This is a genomic window from Paramicrobacterium salitolerans (genome assembly GCF_051513965.1).
Taxonomy (GTDB): domain Bacteria; phylum Actinomycetota; class Actinomycetes; order Actinomycetales; family Microbacteriaceae; genus Paramicrobacterium.
In genome coordinates, this window is record NZ_CP195847.1 from 2440373 (window position 1) to 2456708 (window position 16336).

Genomic DNA, 16336 nt, shown 5'->3' on the forward strand with positions numbered 1-16336 from the left:
TCGTGCGCTTTCCCGAGCTTCAGGGGCGCATCGCGCTCGTCACCGGCGGCGGCAGAGGCATCGGGCGCGCCATCGTGGAGAGCCTCCTGGCGGAGGGGTCGACCGTCGTGAGCGCCGACCTGGGGCATCCTGACGCTGAACTCACACGCGTCGGCGACCGCGAATGGCGCATTCACCTCGATGTGAGCTCCGAATCAGATGTCGTCCAGACGATCGATCGCATCGCGGAGTCGATCGGCACGGTGGACCTTCTCGTCACGGCCGCCGGAACCTCGACCATGGGTCTCACGATCGACAGCGAGACGCGCGACTGGGACCTCAATCAAGCGGTGAACGCACGCGGTACCTATCTGGCCGCAAAACACGTCGCTCGACGTCTCGTCGCTGCGAATGCCGACGGACGACTCATCTTCATCGCATCACAGGCCGGCAAGAACGGCTACCGAGCGATGAGCTCCTATGTGGCCTCGAAGCACGCGGTGCTGGGACTCACCAAGACGATGGCGGTCGAGCTCGCGCGCGACGGCATCACCGTGAACGCCGTCTGCCCCGGCATCATCGAAACCGACATGAAGCGCCGCGAACGCGTTGAGGGGGCGGCGATCCGCGGGCTCTCTCCCGAGGACATCGAGCGAGAAGACCAGAGTCAGGTGCCGCTGGGCCGAACTGGCCAACCCGAGGACGTCGCGAACGTCGTGCTCTTCCTCGCGAGCGACCTCTCCGCGTACATGACCGGCCAGTCGCTGAACGTCACGGGCGGCATGACGATGCACTGATCCCGGTGCACCGATTAGCCGGTGGCCTTTCTCGCCGAGTTGCGTGAAACTGGAGGAGCATGGGGCAAGACCAGCGCCGCATGTGGGCCCCACCCGGGCCCAGGAACATCGCACCATCGCCCACAAGGAGATTGACAATGTCGTCACCCAATCCCGTATTCGCAGACGCGCAGCCCGAGCACGAGAATGTGCTGATCACCCGCGGTGCGCGATCCGGTCTCACCATCTGCGTCGCCGTCCACTCAACCGTTCTTGGCCCTGCCCTCGGCGGAGCCCGCGTCTGGACCTACCGCTCATGGGGCGACGCTGTCGCCGATGCGCTTCGCCTCTCCGAGGGCATGACGTACAAGAACGCCGCGGCGGGACTCGCTCGCGGTGGTGGCAAGTCGGTCGTGTTCGTTCCCGAGGGAACGGTGTTGGATGCCGAGCGCAAACGCGACGCGATGCTCGACCTCGGCGACGCCGTCGAACTGCTCGGCGGCTCCTACTACACGGCTGAGGACGTCGGCACCTCCGCAGAGGACATGGCGACGGTCTCCGAGCGCACCCGCTACGTCGAGGGTCTTCCCGCCGACCGCGGCGGTGTCGGAGAGCCGAGCGACGCGACTGCCGCCGGTGTGTACTCCGCGGTCACCGCGACGCTCGACACCGTCTTCGGCAGTCCGGTCGTCGCTGACCGGCGTGCCGTCATCTCGGGGCTCGGCCAGGTGGGCGGACGGCTCGCACGTCGCCTCGCCGCCGAGGGCGCGCGACTGATCGTGACGGACGTCAACCCCGCACGCAAGGCCCTGGCCGAGGAGATCGGCGCGAGCTGGATCGAGCCCGGCGACGAGCACCAGTTCGAGACCGACCTGTTCATCCCGTGCGGCGTAGGCGGTGCGCTCAGTCCTGAGGTCATCGCCTCGCTTCGCTGCAAGGCCGTGGTCGGTGCGGCGAACAACCAGCTGGCGCGGCACGATGGTGCTGAGCAGCTCGCTGAGCGCGGCATCCTCTGGGCCCCCGACTTCGTCGTCAACGCAGGCGGTGTCATCTACATCGACATGGCCTCGCGTCCCGGAGCCGACAAGGCGGCTGTGGAGGAGCGCGTCGAGCACATCGGCGACACGCTGCGGGCGATCTTCGCTCAGGCGCAGGCCGAGAGCATCACGACCCTCGAAGCGGCGGAGCGCCTCGCGAAGTCTCGTCTCGAGTCCGTGCCCGCGGGAGTCTGACCCCCGGCATCGTCGGGAGCCCTGGGCCGTCGTGCCCTTCTGCGCCGCGCGGGCCGCGCCCTGCCAAGCGCCGTCCCGCGGGGCCCCGTCCCGCGCGCCGCGCCTCGTCCCAAGCGCCGCGCCTCGTCCCAAGCGCCGCGCCCCGCGCGTTCAGGTGTACCGGATACCGCTTTCCCGAACCAGGAAAGCGGTATCCGGTACACCTGAACGTCTTTCGCACGCCGCGGGCGGGCGCAGCACGGCGCGAGGGCACGGGCGCAGCATGCCGCGCGTGCTGCGCAGTGCCCAGTGCGAGTGCGGGCGTGCGGGCAGGGCGCAGAGCGCAAGGCGCAAGGCGCAGCCTGCAGCGTCTGCAGCGCAGTGCCCGGTGCGCGGTGCGCGGTGCGCAGTGCCCGGTGCCCGGTGCGCGTCAGCCGATGAGGCTCGGCTCCAGGTCCCGCATCGTGCGGAACCTCGTCATCCTCGCGACGCCGAGTGCAGTAAGCAGGAGCGCCCCGACGAGCCAGCCGACGAGCACGAGCGCATCGTTCGCCGCGGCCTGGTAGCTGCCGCCGTACATGAACTGTCGCAGCGCATCCACCGTGTACGGCATGGGGAAGGCGAAGTGCAGCGCTCTCAACGGCTCGGGCAGCGTCTGCCACGGGAACGTTCCGCCGGCGGTCACGAGCTGCACCACCATCATCACGAGCCCGAGGAACTGCCCCACACTGCCGAACCACACGTTGAGCGCCAGAATTATCGCGGCGAACGTTATCGACGACAGTGCCATGATTCCGAATGCACCCCAGGGTTGATGCACCTGGAACCCGAGCGCGCCCGACACGATGAAGTACAGCGCCACCATCTGAATCGCACCGAGACCGGCCGGCATGAGCCACCCGGCGAGCGTCGTGCGCAGCGGCGCACGCATCGCGGTGATCGCACGCTTCGAGACCGGCTTCACAATGAGAAACAGCGCGTAGATGCCGATCCACGCGGCAAGCGCGACGAAGAACGGCGCGAGACCCGCACCGTACGTGCCCGCCTTGGTGACCGCCGCGGTCGAGAGGTCGACCGGATCGGCGATCGTGTCGGCCTGCTGTGCGCGGAGCTCCTTCGACGAGTCTGGAATCTGGTCGACGCCGTCCTGCAGTCCATCGCGAAGCTCGGTCATGCCGTCCAGCAGGGTGCTGAGCCCGTCGCGCAGCGTCACGGAGCCGTCGTGGGCGGTCTTCGCGCCGTCCTCAAGCTGCTGTGCACCATCAGCCGCGGAGTTGATACCCGCCGTCAGCGCCGGCATGGCATCGGAGAGCGTCTTCGCCCCGTTCGACACCTGCCAGGCCCCCGAGGAGAGTTCGTCGATGGATGACACTGTGCTCTGCACCTTGCCGTTCACCGCGTCGGCCTTCGTACCGAGCGGATCGAGCTTGGCGAGCACGGCGTCGATCTGCTCCTGATCGAAGCCCTGCTCCGTCAGGTACGCGCTGATGTCATCGCGAACGCCCGGCAGCGCGTTGTTGAATTCAGCGGATGCCGCCCCGACGGCGTCCGCTGCATCTGCGACCTTCTGGTTGCCCTGAGCCACCTGATACGCACCGTCGGAGAGCGCCTTCGTCTGGTTCGGAAGAGAGGATGTCTTCGACTGCAGCTCGTCGAGACCGTTGGACAGCTCGGTGGCGCCGGACGACAGCGTCTTGAGACCGTCAGCCAGATCGCTCGCGCCGCCGTGGGCTGTATCGGCACCATCAACGAGCTGGTTCGCGCCGTCGACGGCATCCACCAGGTTCACTCTGATCTCGGCGATCGCGTCGAGCATGCGCGTCGCGGCCTCTTTGTTCACCTGCGAGACGATCTGCTGCTTGATCTGCTTGATCGCCGTCTCACCGATCGTGGAGGCGAGGTAGCTGTTCGCGTCGTTCGTGGTCAGCACGACCTCGGCCTGATGCGGGTCTTTGCCCTGTGAGGAGACCAGCGACTCCGAGAAATCGCGGGGAATCGTGACGGAGAAGTCGAAGTCTCCCGCTTCGACGCCATGACGAGCGGATGCCGCGCTCACACGGCTCCACGAGAAGGTGGCGTCTTCGAGCAGCGACTCGGCGATCTCGTCGCCGTAGTTCGTGTACTCGTCGCCGACGGTCGCTCCCTCGTCATCCACGACGAGGGCCACCGGCACCTGGTCGAGGTTCTCATAGGGGTCTTGGTTGGCCCAGAGGTAGAGACCTCCGTAGAGCAGCGGCACCACCATGAGGGCGAGGAGCGCGAGCTTTGCCATGGGCGTCGCGGTCAGGCGCGCGAACTCGGCGCGCAGCATCGCGAAGATCTTCACGAGAGTTCTCCCGTCTGAAAGAGCGGAATGGAATCGGCCGCGACCGTGTCGGTGACGTCGGGGCCGGAGAGACTGTTGATCGCGGCGGCCGAGGAGTACCCCGCGATGACGAGAACGGCGAAGCCGCGGGCGGCGAACCTGCGGCACACGTGCCACCACTCGGCTGGGTCCCCGCCGTGACGGTCGGGAGAGACGAGCACGAGGGCCTCGACGCCGGGACGACGAGACGCGAGTTCGAGAAGCATCCTCACCCGGTCTGTTGACTCCAGCTGCGACATGTCGCGCCGCCGGACGGCGGTGAGGTGCAGCTCGTCGAGCGCGTCACGCACCGCAAGGGGGTGCGAGGGAAGACCGGCGAACATGAGCTCCTCGCTCACGACGCGCCACACGGGGACGTTCGGCGCCGGATCGCTGATGTCGGGTGCATCGATGAGTGCGACCGCCCGCCGGAGACGCTTCGGCGAGTCCTCGCCGTCGATCGTCACGGTGCCCTCGGTGGGCTTCATCCGACCGGACGCGATGAGCCCGAGCACGGTCGGCCGCTGCTCGGTCTCGGCGCGCACGAACGTTGCGTGCTCAGATTGGAGTGTCACGGATGTCGCGGGCAGGACCTCCGCGGACTTGCCCTTCGTGACGGCGTTCAACTCGATGCGCATAGCACCCCTCGCTTGCTAGACGTCAACCTTCACACGATACGTCTCATGCTGGCGTACGTCGTGCTTCTTCCGGAACCCTGCACGCACGTGCAGCTGAGTCACGTCGAGAGTGGACAGCGGTTCTGCTCGTTGAGCATCCTCTCGACGCACTTTTCATGCGTTTCTAGCGGCAACGAGCAGCAGTATCAACCGAGAACTCGCATTTTCACGAAGGAAATCCGCGTACGCTCAGAATCACACGAGATGACCGCGATCGAGCAAGGAGGCTCACATGTCCATCACCACCGTCGACACCCCCGCGAGCCCGACGCCTGATCCCGACGTCCTCGCGACGAACCCGGCGTGGCTGAGCCTCAAGCAGTCGGCCGAAGCGCTGCACCCGCTGCAGTCCAAGGACGGGTCGATCGAGGATGCCGCGTCGCACACTACCGCGCGCGATCACGTGGCGGCGATCATCGACGCCGTCGGCGAGCTCGCACCACTCTTCCCCTGGGACGCCGAGTACCTCGAGGCCGTGCAGGCGGACTTCCGCCGCTGGGCAGACGACGGCTTCGGGGTGCCGGACTTCTACGACGCGCTCGTCGCCTTCCGGCCGGAACAGCACCGTGTGCACGGTCTCGCGCATCTCGTCGTGTTTCCGATGTACACGCAGAACGGATCGCGCGATCGCCACGTCGAGGCGGTGCTCGTCGAGGTGCTGTGGCCCGACTTCGTCGCAGAACTCGAGGCCGGAGACTTCTCGAACAAGCTCTTCGTTCCCATCCGCTTCATCGACTTCACGGCCGGATACGACACGAACGCCGCCGTGCTGTTCCCCGAGACCGTCGCGATGCGCGCGATTCCGCAGTTCACGTGGGGCGCGATCTTCTCAGACCGTGAGGCCGCGCGCTTCCGGCGCGTCGTGTCGACGGCATCCGAGATCACCAAACTCGAGCTGCCGGACGACGCCCGCGAGCTGCTCGACGACCAGAAGCTGGCCGAAGAGACCTTCATCATGTGGGATCTCATCCACGACCGCACACACATGCGCGGCGATCTGCCGTTCGACCCGTTCATGATCAAGCAGCGGATGCCGTACTTTCTGTACTCCCTCGAGGAGATGCGGTGTGACATGACCGCGTTCCGCGAGTCGGTGCGGCTCGAGCGCGAGCTCTCCGCGCGAGACGCGGGCGACGGCGACCCACTCACGGATGCCGAGCGCGAGATTCTGCGGCACGCCAAGCTCGTGCAGTACGCGGTAATCTTCGACAGGATCTTCCGCTTCGCGCTGACCGGTTCGCGCAGTCGCAACTACGACGGACTCGGCGGACAGCTGCTGTTCGCGTGGATGCATCAGCGCGGCGTTCTGCACTGGACGGACACGAAGCTCACAATCGACTGGGCTGATGTTCCCGATGTCGTCGTCGCGCTCGGCGAGGCGATCAACGACCTGTACTGGCGGTCGATCGACCGTCCGAAGACGGCGCACTGGCTCGCGGCCTACGAGCTTGTGCGCTCGGTGCTCGAGCCGCACCCCGCCTCGGCGTGGGCGCGCGGTCTCGATGATGAGACGCTCATGGGGCCACCGCGAGGAATGACGGATGCCGTGCTCGACGATGAGTTCCCGCTGTCGATGTTCTATGAGGCGCTCCGCAAGAAGATGGGCGACGTCATCGAGTCGACGTCAGGCATCACCGGGAGAGACTGAATCCGCCTCGGGGCGGATGCCCAGCACGCATCCGCCCCGCTACCGTTGAGGCATGAGCGAGCTCACGGACCCGTCCGCGCACGGCTGGCGCAGGCCGGCCGCGACCGCGCTTCAGCGGCGTCGCGACCTGCTCGGCGCGCTCGTGCTCTTCGGCTGCATGCTGCCGAGCAGCGTTCTCTACCGACTCGCCGGCGCGATGGGAGACGCGACCGCGCCGATGTGGGTGACGATCATCTGGTCTGCGGTCATGTGCGGGGCGATCGCTCTGCGCCGACGGTGGCCATGCACGGTCGCGCTCGTCGTGTCGGCCGCGTACATCGTGGGCATCGAGCTCGGCGCACCTGAGCTGCTGTTCAGCCAGATCATCCTGTTCGTCTCGATGTACACGGTGGGCGCGTGGGTGAGCGATCGGCGGTTCGTGCGGTTCACACTCGGCGCGATCATCGGGGCGATGCTCATCTGGCTGGCGACGGCCATGTTCATCTCTGCGACCGACTCGGGCATCCGCGATGACTTCAACGGCTTCGGCACGCAGACGGCGATGCTCGCCTACTTCGGCATCCAGATCATGACGAACATCCTGTACTTCGGCGGTGCCGCGTACTTCGGTACTCATGCATACAATTCCGCCCGTCAGCGTGCGGAGCTGGAGGATCGCACGCGGGAGCTCGAGCGTGAGCGCGAGCGCTCCGCGGCACAGGCGGTCGCTCTCGAGCGCGTACGCATCGCACGCGAGCTGCATGACGTCGTCGCGCACCACGTCTCGGTCATGGGCGTGCAGGCGGGGGCGGCGCGCACGGTGATCGATCTCGACCAGGATGCCGCGAAGAGCGCGCTCTCCAATGTGGAGCACAACGCTCGCGCCGCGATCGACGAACTACACGGGCTCGTCACGACGCTGCGCGAGACCGAGGGCACGACGGGTGAGGAGACGACGGTTGCCGTGAGCACGATCGGCCTCGATGACATCCGTCGCCTGGCCGATGAGTCGACGCAGAGCGGCCTGCCGACGCGCTACGAGGTGCTTGGCATTGAGCGCGAGGTCGCGGGGACCGTCGCGCTGACGCTGTACCGCATTGCGCAGGAGGCCCTCACGAACGCCCGGAAGTACGCGGGCGCCGATGCGACCGCCGATGTTCGTCTGAGATTTCAGGATGCCGAGGTGGAGCTCGAAGTCGCCAACACCGGCTTCGTGCCCTCGAAACCTCGAAAGGGTGCGCTCGGCCACGTGGGCATGCGCGAACGCATCGCCGCGGTCGGCGGGCGCATCGAGATCGGCCCCCGGTCACGCGGGGGCTACCTCATCCGCGCCAGCATCCCCTCCGTCCCCGCCGACCACGACACCGCTGGAGCTGCCACATGACGCGCGTTCTGCTCGCCGACGATCACGAACTGGTCCGCGCCGGCTTCCGGATCATCCTCGCCGCGCAGCCTGACATCGAGGTCGTCGCCGAGGCGGAGAACGGTCGCCGCGCGGTCGAACTCGCGCGCAGACTGAACCCGGATGTGATCTGCATGGACGTGCAGATGCCCGTGCTCGACGGTCTCGCCGCGACGCGCGAGATCACGGATGCCTCGCGGGCGGCGATCATCATCCTGACGACGTTCGACCGTGAGGACTACCTGTTCGAGGCGCTGGCCGCCGGCGCGAGCGGATTTCTGCTCAAGAACTCGAGTCCGGAGAGGCTCGTGGAGGCGGTCCGGACGATCGCCGCGGGTGACGCGCTGCTCTCACCGGAGGTCACGCGGCGGGTGATCGCGAAGTTCTCGGAGGCTCCGGCCACGGCATCCTCTCACCCTCCGATCGCAGCAGACGGACGTCTCACTGAACTCACCGAGCGTGAGCGGGAGGTGCTGGGCCTGGTGGCGCAGGGCCTCTCGAACTCCGAGATCGCCTCGACGCTGTTCGTCGGCGACGCCACCGTGAAGTCCCACGTCTCGAAGATTCTGCAGAAGCTGCAGCTTCGCGACCGCATCCAGGCGGTCATCTTCGCCTATGAGAACGGTGTGGTCGTTCCCGGCTCCTGATCGCTGTTCCCCGACGCGGAGCCTCGTGACCGGGCGGTCTCGTCACGCGCAGCGTCGTCTCCGAGCAGCGTGTCGTCTGCCGATACGGGCGGCGCGGCCATGAGCAGCTCCTCGGAGATCTCCGCCGTCTCGAATGGGCCGCGGCCGTCTCGCAGGTGCTGTGGTTCGTCGAACGCCACCGTCCAGATGCGCGCCTGCAGCGACTGCGCCGTCATGCCGCGGCGAGGAAGCGTCGAGGCAAGCCCGACGATGAGGCCCGTCGGCTCGCCGGGGAAGGTGTCGCGGTACTCGTCGCCGGGATCGCGGACGTACACGGGCACTCCGATGCCGAGCGTCGTCCCCTCGGCATCGGTCGTCGTCTTCAGCGTGGGGCGCTTGCCCGGTCGAAACCACATGACTCCAGTGTCGCAGGTGTGGCGTCATGTGGGTCTCAGCCTCTGCGATCAGTCGCCTTCGTTCCGCTACGAGTCCCCGATGTGCAGCGTGCCTTTGACCCGTTCGATTCCCTCGGTGAGAAGCGACTGCGCGGAATCACGGATCACCTGCGCGGTGTGCGGGTCGTCCTTCAGCAGCGCCTCCCCGTGCTCTTGGCGAACTCGAACGTGATGTGCGGCGGAAGCGGCGGCACATTCCGGCTCGTGTACGCGTCGATGAGGGTGACGCCCTGCGTCGCGAACGCTCTGTCCCAGGCCTGCTCGACCTCGTCGTCGGTGTGCACGCGGATGCCGGTGAAGCCCAGCAGCTCCGCCCAGCCGGCATAGTCCACCGACTCGACGTCCTGCGAGGTGCTCCAGGCCGGTTGGCGTCCTCCGTGCGCATCTCCCACGAGACCTGCTCGAGGTCGTCGTTGTGCAGCACGACGATGATGAACTGCGGGTTGTCCCACCGCTTCATGAACTTCTTGACCGTGATGAGCTCGTTCATTCCGAGCATCTGGAACGCACCGTCGCCGATCGTGCAGATGACCGGTCGCTCCGAGTGCGCGAACTTCGCGGCCACGGCGTACGGCATCGCGGCGAGCATCGTGGCCAGACGTCCGGAGAGGTCGCCCATCATGCCGCGCTGCAGGCGAATGTGGTGCCCGTACCAGTCGGCCGTGGTTCCGGCATCCGCTGTCACGATCGAGGTTGCGGGCAGTCGCCGGTTGAGCTCGTGGTAGACGCGGCGGGGGTTCACGCCGTCCTCGTAGGTCTGCAGCGCCTGGGACTCCATCTCGTCTTCCCAGTGCGCCATCTCGTCGGCGACCTTGTCCTGCCACGAGAGATCGGTCTTGGTCTCGAGGTGCGGAAGAAGCGCGGTGAGCGTCGTCTTCACGTCACCCCAGAGGTTGAGCTCTGTCGGGTAGCGCAGACCCATCTGCTCGGGCTTGAGGTCCACCTGAATCGCGCGCGCCTGCCCGCTCGCCGGCAGAAACTGCCCATAGGGGTAATTCGTGCCGAGCAGCACGAGCGTGTCGCACTCCTTCATCTGGTTGTAGCTCGGCAGCGAGCCGAGAAGACCCAGCTGCTGGGTGTGATGGGGAACGTCTCCGGGCACGACGTGCTTGGCGCGCAACGCGGTGATGATTCCCGCGCCTGCCTTCCTCGCGGCTTCGAGCACCTCGTCCGTCGCGCCGTTCGCGCCGTGACCGACGAGGAAGGTCACCTTCGAGCCCTCGTTGATGATCTGCGCAGCCCGGACGATCTCGTCCTCCGGTGGGGAGAGCCGCATCGACGGCGCCACCGCGCTGGAGCGAGACACCCAGTTCTCCGGCTCGAGCGGCGCGATCTCCATCCCCTGCACGTCGTGCGGCATGATCACGACGGCGGGTCCGAGTCGCGTCCGTGCCGTGCGGAACGCGGTGTCGACGACCGCCTGCGCCTGCTCCGGCGACACGATCGTCTGCACGTAAACCGCGACGTCGTCGAAGGTCCGCTCGAGGTGGCTCACCTGCTGGTTGGCGGTGCCGATGGCGTTGAGTCCCTGCTGCCCGACGAAGGCGACGACCGGCTGATTGTCCATCTTCGCGTCGTAGAGCCCGTTCACCATGTGGAACGCTCCGGGGCTCGAGGTCGCCATGCACACACCGACCTCGCCCGTGAATTTGGCGTGCGCGGTCGCCATGAGGGCGCAGATCTCCTCGTGCGTCGGCCTGATGTAGTCGAGCCCCTCGCCCTCCCGCTGGGCTCTGCCGAGGGCACCGTCGAACTCTCCGATGCCGTCTCCTGGGAAGCCGAAGACTCTGGTCACTCCCCATTTTCTGATTCGTTCGATGACGAAGTCGCTCACGGTGGGCATACGAACTCCTTTCAGCCATGGCGGTGCCACATCATTCAGTCGTCCGTCTTCACGCTACTCAGAATCGGCCGTGAGGCTAGGGGTTTTCATTTGCCGGTGAGGCGTGTACGGGATGCCGCGGCGGGAGCCGCCTCCGCCGCGCGGCGGAGAGCCGAAACCCGCCTGGCGGCGGATGCCCGAGGTCGGTGCCGGACCATAGCGTTGAAGCACACTCGACGAAAGGATGCACCGTGCTCGAGATATCGGGAATCACGAAGAGCTTCGGCACCCGCCGCGTTCTGAACGACGTCACCTTCTCCGTCGCTCCCGGAAAGCTCACGGGCTTCGTCGGCGGCAACGGCGCCGGCAAGACGACCACCATGCGCATGATCCTGGGGCTGCTGTCGTCTGATGCCGGAACCGTGACGTTCGACGGTGCTCCTCTCACTGCCGCGGATCGACGTCGTTTCGGCTATATGCCCGAGGAACGCGGGCTGTACCCGAAGATGAAGGTCGCCGATCAGCTCGTCTACCTCGCCCGGCTGCACGGCCTGAGCGCCGCGCACGCGAAGTCGAACGCGGAGGGGCTGCTCGAGAGCCTCGACCTATCGGAGCGCGCAAACGATCCGATCGAGGATCTCTCGCTCGGCAATCAGCAGCGCGCGCAGATCGCCGCGGCACTCGTTCACGAGCCGACCATGCTGATCCTCGACGAACCGTTCTCCGGCCTCGACCCGATCGCTGTCGACACCGTCGTCGGCGTGCTCGGTGACTACGCCGCGCGCGGTGTCCCGGTGCTCTTCTCCAGTCACCAGCTCGACATCGTGGAACGCCTGTGCGACGACCTCGTGATCATCGCCAGCGGGGAGATCCGCGCGGACGGCCCCCGCGAACAGCTGCGCTCCGAGCACTCGACGAACCGCTACGAGCTCGTCTTCACGGGCGACGCCGGCTGGCTTCGTGAGACGCCCGGCGTGACTGTGCTCGATTTCGACGGCGGCTACGCACTCTTCGATGTGGACGACGACCAGACCGCGCAGCAGGTGCTCCAGCGCGCGGTCGCCGAAGGCGCGGTCACGACGTTCACCCCGCAGCATCCCTCACTCGCACAGATCTTCAAGGAGGTCATCTCATGAGCGCCACCACTGCAGAGCCGCGTCTGGTGTCGAGCACCTGGTTGGTCGCCGAGCGCGAGATCTCCGCTCGCCTGCACAGCAAGGCGTTCGTGATCTCGACGCTCATCCTCTTCATCGTCGCGATCGGCGGCATGATCGTCGGTGGCCTCATGGCTCAGAACCAATCGGACACCCCGGTCGCGGTCGTCGGCCAGGCGGGCGCAGCGCTTGAGGGAGTCGACGGCTTCGACGTCACAGAGGTCGCAGACGCCGACGAAGCGAAGACTCTCGTGAAGGAGGGCGAGGTGGATGCCGCGCTCGTGCCCGACGATTCCCCGATCGGCGTCGCCATCATCGCAGACACCGAGGCTCCGAGCTCGCTCATCGCTCAGCTCAGCGTCTCGCCCGAGGTGATGCTGCTCGACACGGACTCCGAGAACCCCATCTTCGCGTACTTCGTGGCGATCGGATTCGGTCTGGTGTTCTTCATGTCGGCGATGACTTTCGGTCAGGTCATCGCCCAGAGCGTCGTCGAGGAGAAGCAGACACGCGTCATCGAGATTCTGATGTCGACGATCCCGGTTCGGATCCTCCTGGCGGGCAAGGTGCTCGGCAATTCGATCCTCGCGTTCGCGCAGATCGCGATCCTCGCCGTGCTGTCGATCATCGGGCTCACGGTCATCGGGCAGAACGACCTGCTGCTCGGCCTCGGTGCGCCGATCGTCTGGTTCGTCGGCTTCTTCACGGTGGGCTTCATCCTGCTGGCCGCGATGTTCGCCGCGACAGGTTCGATGGTCTCGCGGCAGGAGGACATCGGGTCGACGACGACCCCAGTCACGATGCTCGTGATGCTGCCGTACTTCCTCGTCATCCTGTTCCACGACAACCCCATCGTGCTCGGCATCATGTCGTACGTTCCGTTCTCCGCCCCGGTCGGAATGCCGATGCGCCTGTTCCTCGGAACGGCGGCCTGGTGGGAGCCGATCCTCTCGCTCGTCGTGCTCGCGGCATCCGCCATCATCGTGGTCATGATCGGCGCGCGCATCTACGAGAACTCGCTGCTCAAGATGGGCTCGCGCGTGAAGTGGGGCGAAGCGCTCTCGCGCTGACCGCGCATCCGAGCCACAGACGCCTCGCCGTCCGACTCTATGGACGGCGAGGCATCTGTCACGCAGACTGGAGACATGGCTGCCAGCGACCTCCCCCAGCACCCGATCAGTGCCGCGCTCACCGACACGGGTCCGCACCAGGTGCTTGCGCTCGAACGGCACCTCGATCACGAGGCCGCGCCGCTCTGGGAGTGCTTGACGCAGCGCGACCGCGTGAGCACATGGGCGCCGTTCGCCCACGACCGCGATCTGGACTCCCTCGGTCAGGTCTCGCTTCGCCAGACCGACGACCCGACGGCGAACGCGAACCCCGGCATGGTGCTGACCTCGGCAGTGCTCAGGATGCTGTCGCTCGACTGGGCCGGAGACCGCATCGACATCGAGCTGGCTCCCACCGCGGACGGCACCATCGTGTACTTCAGCCACCGGTTCGACGACCGAGACATCGCGCCGAGCCTCGCTGCGGGCTGGCACCTCTGCCTGCAAGCGCTGGATGCCGTTGCCGGAGGCGCGGACGTTCCGCCGGTCGTCGGGGACGCCGCGTATGCCGCCGGATGGGACGAGCTGTACGACAAGTACGCCAAGCTGTTCGGCTGACCCGGGAATCGCAAAATGTGTGCGCACCGCGCACGTTCGTGCACCCTCCGTCGCGGCGCACATGCGCGAGGATGGAGGGGTGAAGCCTCTGCATGATCCTGAACTCAAGCAATTCGCCTCAGACAACTACGCGGGCGCACACCCCGAGATTCTCGACGCGATCAGCGCGGCCAACGGCGGCCACCAGATCGCGTACGGCGAGGACGTCTACACGGCCCACCTGACCGAGGTGTTCGAACGGCACTTCGGTGAGGGAACCCAGGTGTTCCCCGTGTTCAACGGAACGGGTGCCAACGTCGTGGGGCTTCAATCGATGCTTCCGCGATGGGGCGCCGTGGTCACGGCATCCACCGCCCACATCAACGTCGACGAGAACGGGGCGCCCGAACGCGTCGGCGGCATGAAGCTGCTGCCGGTCGACACTCCCGACGGCAAGCTCACACCCGAGCTCATCGACCGCGAAGCGTGGGGCTGGGGCGACGAGCACCGGGCACAGCCGCTCGTCGTCTCGATCACGCAGTCCACCGAGGTCGGCACCGTCTACACGCCCGACGAGGTGCGAGCGATCGCCGATCATGCGCACGAGCTCGGCATGACCCTGCACATGGACGGGGCCCGGCTCGCGAACGCCGCTGCAGCTCTCAATGTGCCGCTGCGCACGTTCACGAGGGATGCCGGTGTCGATGTTCTGAGCTTCGGCGGAACCAAGAACGGCCTCCTCTACGGTGAGGCGGTCGTGGTGCTGAACGAGGCCGCAGCCGACGGCCTCGTCTACCTGCGCAAGATGAACATGCAGCTGGCCTCCAAGCTGCGCTTCGTCTCTGCGCAGCTGATCGCTCTTCTCGAGGGCGATCTGTGGCTGCGGTCGGCCTCGCACGCGAACAGTATGGCGGCGCGGCTGCGCCAGAGCCTCGAGAAGCTGAGTGCCGACGGTGAGATCTTCGGCCTCGGTTTCTCGCAGAAGACGCAGTCGAACGCCGTCTTCGCCACTCTGCCCGCGGGTGTCGCTGACAGCTTGCGCGAGAGGTTCCGGTTCTACGATTGGGATGCCTCGACGGGCGAGGTGCGGTGGATGTGCTCGTTCGACACGACCGAGGCCGATGTCGACGCGTTCGTCGACGCCGTCAGAGGTGCCCTCAGCGCACGCTGAGACCCCCTGATCGGGGCACGTGCCGTCTGCGGAACCGTCCAGACTGCGGTGCGATACTGAGCGCATGCCTGGCCGCACGCCCGCTTCCTCACGACCCGAGTGGGACCTCGTGGCATCGGTCATACTCGAAGTCCTGCTCGTGATGACGGTCGGCTTCACTCTGCTGGTCAGCAGCATGCTGGGCCTCTCCACGATTCCGTGCATCGAGGTCGGGCGGTACTGCAACTTCACGCTGATCAACACGGGCACGCTGATCGCCCTGTGGCTGCCGATCTCGGCCGTCGTCATCTTCACCGTGTGGACGGTGCGGCGCATCCTGACCGGCCGCATGGCGTACTGGGTGCCGATCATCGGGCTGCTCGTGTGCGCGGTCGGATACGGCATCGGCTCCGCTCTCGTGCAGATCGGGATGCCGATGCCGCTCCTCCCCCGCTGAGGCATCGCCTATACGGCTTCGCGGATCCGAACGCGACGGCGCACGTACTCGGTGAGGGCGACCCCGAGGGCGATTCCCCAGAGCGGCCAGAGTGTCTCCGGTCCGAGCGTCGCCCACGATTCGGCGAGCGGCAGAGCATCGGACGCGGCGACGCGGACGAACATCACTCCGCCGCCGAAGATGACGAGTCCGCCGAGCGTGACCGGAACTGCCGCGAGGGCGACAGGAACACGACGTCCGCCGAGCCACGGCACCCAGCGCGGAAGACGCTCGCCCCAACGCTGCACGAGCCCGAGCGTGAGCAGCGCGACGGCGGTGGCGACGCTCGCAAGCCCGAAGCCGATGCCCCACAGGCCGCTCTCCTGCCCGTCGCGAAGCATCGCGTCCGTGATACCGAGAGGGATGCCCGCGGCCCACGCGAACCGCACGGCCGCGTACAGCAGCGGAATCACGACCGCGACCGCGACGGCTGTGCGAGCCAGCGGCGTCACGGGACGCCCCGTGGTGGGAACGATGCGTCCGGCCGGAGCAAGAACCGCCGCGGCGATCCACAGTGCCGAGCCGACGAGCATCGCCAGCTGCAGACCGGTGGCCCCGTCGAGGGGCACGAAACGCAGGCTCAGCGCGTACCCGACGACCGCCATGATGCGGGCATCCGCGACGACGATGGTCGAGAAGACGGTGAGGATGCCGGCGAAGACGCCGATCATCGCGGGCGACGGAACGCGCGAACGCAGGCAGATCACGGCGAGCGCCGCACCGACCGCACCGACGAGGGCGAGCACGATCGTCGCCGCTGCGGCGGGGAGCATCTCGATGAGGGAGCTGAATGCCTCGGGGTCGAACGCCGCGAACGGCAGAGGCGCGATGCCGGTTCCCCAGAGGACGGCCGCCACGACGAGCCCGGCTGACCAGGCGAGCGCGGCGGCGAGCGTGACGCGCAGAAGGCGGCGTTGAGAGCCGACGGCGCGTGCGGTGAGTGCTGATGTGGTTGTCATGCTCCCAGCCTC

15 protein-coding genes are annotated in these 16336 nt (G+C 66.9%); 10 read left to right on the forward strand and 5 right to left on the reverse strand.

Going from position 1 to position 16336, the window contains the following annotated elements:
• Nucleotides 1–2 precede the first annotated feature (2 nt).
• A complete protein-coding gene (locus tag ACSAGD_RS11740; RefSeq protein WP_437582937.1) occupies nucleotides 3–776 on the forward strand; it encodes an SDR family NAD(P)-dependent oxidoreductase in 774 nt (257 codons plus the stop codon).
• A 137-nt stretch (nucleotides 777–913) separates the two neighbouring features.
• Entirely contained in the window at nucleotides 914–1987 is a 1074-nt protein-coding gene (locus ACSAGD_RS11745) for a Glu/Leu/Phe/Val dehydrogenase dimerization domain-containing protein (protein WP_437582938.1), read from the forward strand.
• A 409-nt stretch (nucleotides 1988–2396) separates the two neighbouring features.
• On the opposite strand, the gene ACSAGD_RS11750 is transcribed toward ACSAGD_RS11745, so the two are convergent.
• Together ACSAGD_RS11750 and ACSAGD_RS11755 are read right to left on the reverse strand one after the other, a co-directional pair.
• Nucleotides 2397–4292 (reverse strand): YhgE/Pip family protein, encoded by a 1896-nt coding sequence (locus ACSAGD_RS11750; protein ID WP_437582939.1) that lies wholly within the window; start codon nucleotides 4290–4292, stop codon nucleotides 2397–2399.
• Nucleotides 4289–4948 carry a hypothetical protein gene (locus ACSAGD_RS11755; RefSeq protein WP_437582940.1) on the reverse strand — a complete coding sequence of 220 codons (660 nt, stop codon included), beginning with the start codon at nucleotides 4946–4948 and terminating at the stop codon, nucleotides 4289–4291. Before ACSAGD_RS11755 ends, ACSAGD_RS11750 begins: the two co-directional genes overlap by 4 nt.
• 271 nt (nucleotides 4949–5219) lie before the next feature.
• On the opposite strand from ACSAGD_RS11755, the gene ACSAGD_RS11760 reads away from it, so the two are divergent.
• From ACSAGD_RS11760 to ACSAGD_RS11770, 3 genes are read left to right on the forward strand one after another with little or no spacing between them, the layout of a single operon-like run.
• A complete protein-coding gene (locus tag ACSAGD_RS11760) occupies nucleotides 5220–6635 on the forward strand; it encodes a DUF6421 family protein (protein ID WP_437582941.1) in 1416 nt (471 codons plus the stop codon).
• Between the two features lie 52 nt (nucleotides 6636–6687).
• Nucleotides 6688–7998, forward strand: coding sequence for a sensor histidine kinase (locus ACSAGD_RS11765; protein ID WP_437582942.1), 1311 nt, complete (start codon nucleotides 6688–6690; stop codon nucleotides 7996–7998).
• Nucleotides 7995–8663 (forward strand): response regulator, encoded by a 669-nt coding sequence (locus ACSAGD_RS11770; protein WP_437582943.1) that lies wholly within the window; start codon nucleotides 7995–7997, stop codon nucleotides 8661–8663. Before ACSAGD_RS11765 ends, ACSAGD_RS11770 begins: the two co-directional genes overlap by 4 nt.
• On the opposite strand, the gene ACSAGD_RS11775 is transcribed toward ACSAGD_RS11770, so the two are convergent.
• Nucleotides 8630–9058, reverse strand: a complete 429-nt coding sequence (locus tag ACSAGD_RS11775; protein WP_437582944.1) for a hypothetical protein — start codon at nucleotides 9056–9058, stop codon at nucleotides 8630–8632. The two genes, ACSAGD_RS11770 and ACSAGD_RS11775, sit on opposite strands and share 34 nt — an antisense overlap.
• A gap of 136 nt (nucleotides 9059–9194) precedes the next feature.
• Complete coding sequence (locus tag ACSAGD_RS11780) at nucleotides 9195–10940, reverse strand: thiamine pyrophosphate-binding protein (protein ID WP_437582945.1); 1746 nt, start codon at nucleotides 10938–10940, stop codon at nucleotides 9195–9197.
• Between the two features lie 230 nt (nucleotides 10941–11170).
• Between ACSAGD_RS11780 and ACSAGD_RS11785 the strand changes: the two genes are divergently transcribed.
• The 5 genes from ACSAGD_RS11785 to ACSAGD_RS11805 all read left to right on the forward strand — a co-directional run bounded on the left by ACSAGD_RS11785 (nucleotide 11171) and on the right by ACSAGD_RS11805 (nucleotide 15326).
• On the forward strand, nucleotides 11171–12055 hold the full coding sequence (locus ACSAGD_RS11785; RefSeq protein WP_437582946.1) for an ABC transporter ATP-binding protein: 885 nt from the start codon (nucleotides 11171–11173) through the stop codon (nucleotides 12053–12055).
• The gene (locus ACSAGD_RS11790) at nucleotides 12052–13143 is read left to right on the forward strand and encodes an ABC transporter permease (RefSeq protein ID WP_437582947.1); all 1092 of its coding nucleotides are present in this window, start codon (nucleotides 12052–12054) and stop codon (nucleotides 13141–13143) included. Before ACSAGD_RS11785 ends, ACSAGD_RS11790 begins: the two co-directional genes overlap by 4 nt.
• Before the next feature lie 75 nt (nucleotides 13144–13218).
• Nucleotides 13219–13740: an SRPBCC domain-containing protein gene (locus ACSAGD_RS11795; RefSeq protein ID WP_437582948.1), complete on the forward strand. Its 522-nt coding sequence runs from the start codon at nucleotides 13219–13221 to the stop codon at nucleotides 13738–13740.
• A gap of 61 nt (nucleotides 13741–13801) precedes the next feature.
• Complete coding sequence (locus ACSAGD_RS11800) at nucleotides 13802–14890, forward strand: threonine aldolase family protein (RefSeq protein WP_437582949.1); 1089 nt, start codon at nucleotides 13802–13804, stop codon at nucleotides 14888–14890.
• A 64-nt stretch (nucleotides 14891–14954) separates the two neighbouring features.
• Nucleotides 14955–15326, forward strand: coding sequence for a hypothetical protein (locus ACSAGD_RS11805; protein WP_437582950.1), 372 nt, complete (start codon nucleotides 14955–14957; stop codon nucleotides 15324–15326).
• 8 nt (nucleotides 15327–15334) lie between these two features.
• On the opposite strand, the gene ACSAGD_RS11810 is transcribed toward ACSAGD_RS11805, so the two are convergent.
• Nucleotides 15335–16324 (reverse strand): hypothetical protein, encoded by a 990-nt coding sequence (locus ACSAGD_RS11810; RefSeq protein ID WP_437582951.1) that lies wholly within the window; start codon nucleotides 16322–16324, stop codon nucleotides 15335–15337.
• Between the last annotated feature and the right edge of the window lie 12 nt (nucleotides 16325–16336).